Genomic DNA, 4,035 nt, shown 5'->3' with positions numbered 1-4,035 from the left:
CGCGCCCGCCCCATCGACGTCGACTACGCCTCCCACACCCCCCACGTCCACCCCCTCCACGACCAGCTCACATCCCTCCTCCACGACATCGAACCAATCACAAGCCCCATCGCCTTCCACTCCACACTGACCGGCGGCCCGATCGACACAGCCACACTCGACGCCGAGTACTGGTACCAGAACCTCGCCAACCCCGTCCTCTTCCACCCCACCCTCCACACCCTCCTCGACAACGGCCACACCACCTACATCGAAACCAGCCCCCACCCCGTCCTCACCACCGCCGTCCAGGACACCGCAGAAACCCACAACCCCGACCTCACCACCCTCGTCACCGGCACCCTCCGCCGCAACGACGACACCCTCACCCGCTTCCACCACCACCTCGCCCACCACCACACCCACGGCACCCCCGTCACCTGGCACACCACACCCACCACCACCCACCCCACCGACCTCCCCACCTACCCCTTCCAACACGGGCACTACTGGCTGGAGGACGCCGCGACGGGAGGCGATCCCGAGAGCCTGGGCCTGCACACCACGCAGCATCCGCTCCTCTCCGCCGCGACGACCCTGGCGGACGGCGACGCGCTCCTGCTCACCGGCCGGATCGCCGCGCACGCCCACCCGTGGCTGACGGGGGCCGTCCTCCACGGCACCGTGCCGTTCGAGCTGGCGCTCCAGGCGGGCCGGATGCTCGGCGGTCTGGGCATCGCCCGGCTGACGCTGGGCGATGCCGTCGCGCTGCCGCCGACGGGCGGGGTCGACGTGCAGCTCACGGTGGCCGCGCCCGGGGAGGACGGAGGGCGCGCCTTCACGCTGCACGCCCGGCCGTACGAGGACGGCGCGGACGACGACGCCCTGCACCGGCCGTGGTCGGCGCTCGCGTCCGGGCTGCTCGCCGCCGCCGCGGACCCTGGTGCCGACGCGCCCGTGCCGGACGGCGGGGCCCGCGCCGAGGTGGCGCTCCCGGAGGAGTCGGCCGGTGAGGCGGGCCGCTACGGCCTGCACCCGGGGCTGCTCGACAGGGCGCTGCGGGCCGCGCTGCCCGCCCTCGACGAGGACGAGGTCCCGGCGGAGTGGCGGGACGTGACCCTGCACGCCGTGGGGGCCGGTGCCCTCTCCGTGGTGCTCACCGAGCGCGGCGACGGCTACCGTCTGGACGTCCGTGACGTCACGGGCGCGCCGGTGGCGACGGCGGCCGCGGTCGTGCCGCGCCCGCTCCCGAGGAGCGGCGGGGCCCGTTACGACTGGCTGTTGCGCCTCGACTGGACGGCCGCCGCCCTGCCCGTTTCGCCGCTCGCGCCGGCCGAAGGAGTCGGAGCGTGGACGCTGGTCGGTGACGGGCTGCCCGGCCTGGAGACCGCGCTCGGCTCGGCCCCCCTGGACACGGCGGAAGGCCCCGAGGTTCCCGGCCTCGCCGTGCTGACCGGCGCCGACGCCCCGGCGCTCCTCCCGCGCCTTCAGGAGCTCCTCGCCGCTCCGGACTCGGCCGAGACCCGGTTCGCGGTGCTCACGCGGGCGGCGGTGGCGGCGGCCCCGGAGGACGTGCCGGACCCGGCGGGTGCCACCGTGTGGGGTCTCGTCCGCGCCGTGCAGTCGGAGCATCCCGGCCGCGTGACGCTGATCGACCTCGACGACTCCCCCGCCTCCCTGGCGGCGCTGCCGACGGCCCTTTTCGGTGGCGAGCCTCAACTCGCTCTGCGGGGCGGGGACTTCCTCGCGCCCCGACTCGTGCGCACCACGTCCTCGGACTTCGCGCCCTCCCCGGTCCCGTCCCCCTCTCCCGCCCCGTCCCCCTCGACCGGCTCCGTCCTCGTCTCCGGCGACGGTGGTCTCGCGGAGGCGGCGGTACGGCACTTCGTGCGGGAACGGGGTCACCGGAGCGTGCTGGTGCTCGGGGCGGACCCCCGCTGGGCGGAGTCGTACGCCACCGCCGACGGGGACGGCTCCCCGTCGGTCGTCGTGCGGACCGCCGTCGGCGGTGCGGCGGACCGTGATGCGCTCGCCTCCGCCCTCGCCCTGCTCCCCGCCGACCAGCCCCTGACCGCCGTCGTCCACGTCGCCGGCGCCGCACCCGGCAGCGTGCTGGCCTCGGTGGACCCGGCGGCCTTCGCCGCGGACCTGAGCGGCGGGGCCGACGCGGTCACCCACCTGCACGACCTCACCGCGGACGCGGCCCTCACCGACTTCGTCCTCCTCGCTCCCGACGCCTCCGGCGTCCTGGGCGGGACCGGCCGGGCGACGGCCGCCGCGCTCGGCGCCCGTCTGGACGCGGTGGTGGCCCGGCGGCGTTCGCTGGGCCTGCCCGGCGTGGTGGTGGCCTGGGGTCCGCGCGACTCCGACGGCGACGGCGATTCCGGCGCCACCCGCGCGCTGGTGCCGTTCGGCGCCGCGCAGGTCGACGGCCTGTTCGGCGCTGCGGTCGCCGCCAGGGCGCCGGCCGCGCTGGTCGCGGCCCGGCTGAACCGGGCCGCGCTCGTGGAGCGGGCGGCGTCGGGACTTCTGCCGCCGGTGCTCGGTTCCCTGGTGCGGGTGGTGCCCAGCGCCGTGGCCGCGGGAGCCGGGGCCTCGGCGGGTTCGTACGGTTCGTCGCTGGCGGGGCTGCCGGAGGCCGAGCAGCTGCGCACCCTCCTCGATCTGGTGAAGACGCAGGTGGGCGGGGTGCTCGGGCACGGTCCCGGAGATGTCGTGGACGCCTCGCGGGCGTTCAAGGACCTCGGCTTCGACTCGCTGACGGCCGTGGAGTTCCGCAACCGGATCAACACCGCCACCGGTCTGCGCCTGCCCAGCACCCTCGTCTTCGACCACCCGTCCCCCACCGCGCTAGCCGCCCATCTGCGCACCGAACTCCTCGGTGCGGCGGCTCCCGCGCCGGCGGCTTCGGGCGGAGGCGCGTACGACGGCGAGCCGATCGCCATCGTCGCGATGGCCTGCCGCTACCCGGGCGGGGTCCGCTCCCCCGAGGACCTGTGGCGGGTCGTCGCCTCCGAGAGCGACGTCATCTCGCCCTTCCCGGACAACCGGGGCTGGGACCTGGACCGGCTCTTCCACCCGGACCCGGCCCACCCGGGGACCTCGTACGCCCGTGAGGGCGGTTTCCTGCACGACGCCGACCTCTTCGACCCGGCCTTCTTCGGGATCAGCCCGCGCGAGGCAACCAGCATGGACCCGCAGCAGCGGCTGCTCCTGGAGACCGCCTGGGAGGCGTTCGAGCGGGCCGGCATCGACCCGGCGTCCCTGCACGGGTCGAAGACCGGCGTGTTCGCGGGCGTCGTCTACACGGACTACGGGTCGCGGGTGAAGCTCCCGGCCGACATGGAGGGGTACCTGGGGATCGGCAGCGCGGGTTCCATCGCCTCCGGCCGGATCGCGTACACGCTCGGCCTGGAGGGCCCGGCGGTCACGGTCGACACGGCCTGCTCCTCCTCGCTCGTCGCCCTGCACCTGGCGGTGCGTTCGCTGCGCAGCGGCGAGTGCGACCTGGCGCTCGCGGGCGGGGCCACGGTCCTCGCCAACCCGGACATCTTCATCGGCTTCAGCCGTCAGCGCGGTCTCGCCCAGGACGCACGCTGCAAGGCGTTCGCGGCGGGTGCCGACGGCACCGCCTTCGGCGAAGGCGTCGGGCTTCTCCTGGTGGAGCGCCTGTCGGACGCCCGCCGCAACGGCCACCAGGTCCTGGCGGTCGTCCGGGGTACGGCGACGAACCAGGACGGGGCCAGCAACGGCATCACCGCCCCGAACGGTCCCTCCCAGCAGCGGGTGATCCGGCAGGCCCTGGCCGACGCAGGTCTGACGGGCGCCGACGTGGACGCCATGGAGGCGCACGGTACGGGGACGACCCTGGGCGACCCGATCGAGGCGCAGGCCATCGTCGCGACGTACGGCCAGGACCGGCCGGCGGACCGGCCGCTGTGGCTGGGCTCCCTGAAGTCGAACATCGGCCACACGCAGGCGGCGGCGGGTGTCGGCGGCATCATCAAGATGATCGAGGCGATGCGGCACGGTGTCCTGCCGAGGACGCTGCACGTG

Annotated in this window: 1 protein-coding gene; it reads left to right on the top strand. The window is 75.2% G+C overall.

The features are described 5' to 3' along the window. A partial coding sequence (locus tag ACFWN1_RS29900) for a beta-ketoacyl synthase N-terminal-like domain-containing protein (RefSeq protein ID WP_384368741.1) occupies window positions 1–4,035 on the top strand: 4,035 nt, incomplete at both ends.

The organism is Streptomyces sp. NPDC058459, assembly GCF_042721685.1.
Classification (GTDB): Bacteria; Actinomycetota; Actinomycetes; order Streptomycetales; family Streptomycetaceae; genus Streptomyces.
This window is presented reverse-complemented; position numbering and strand designations above follow the sequence as displayed.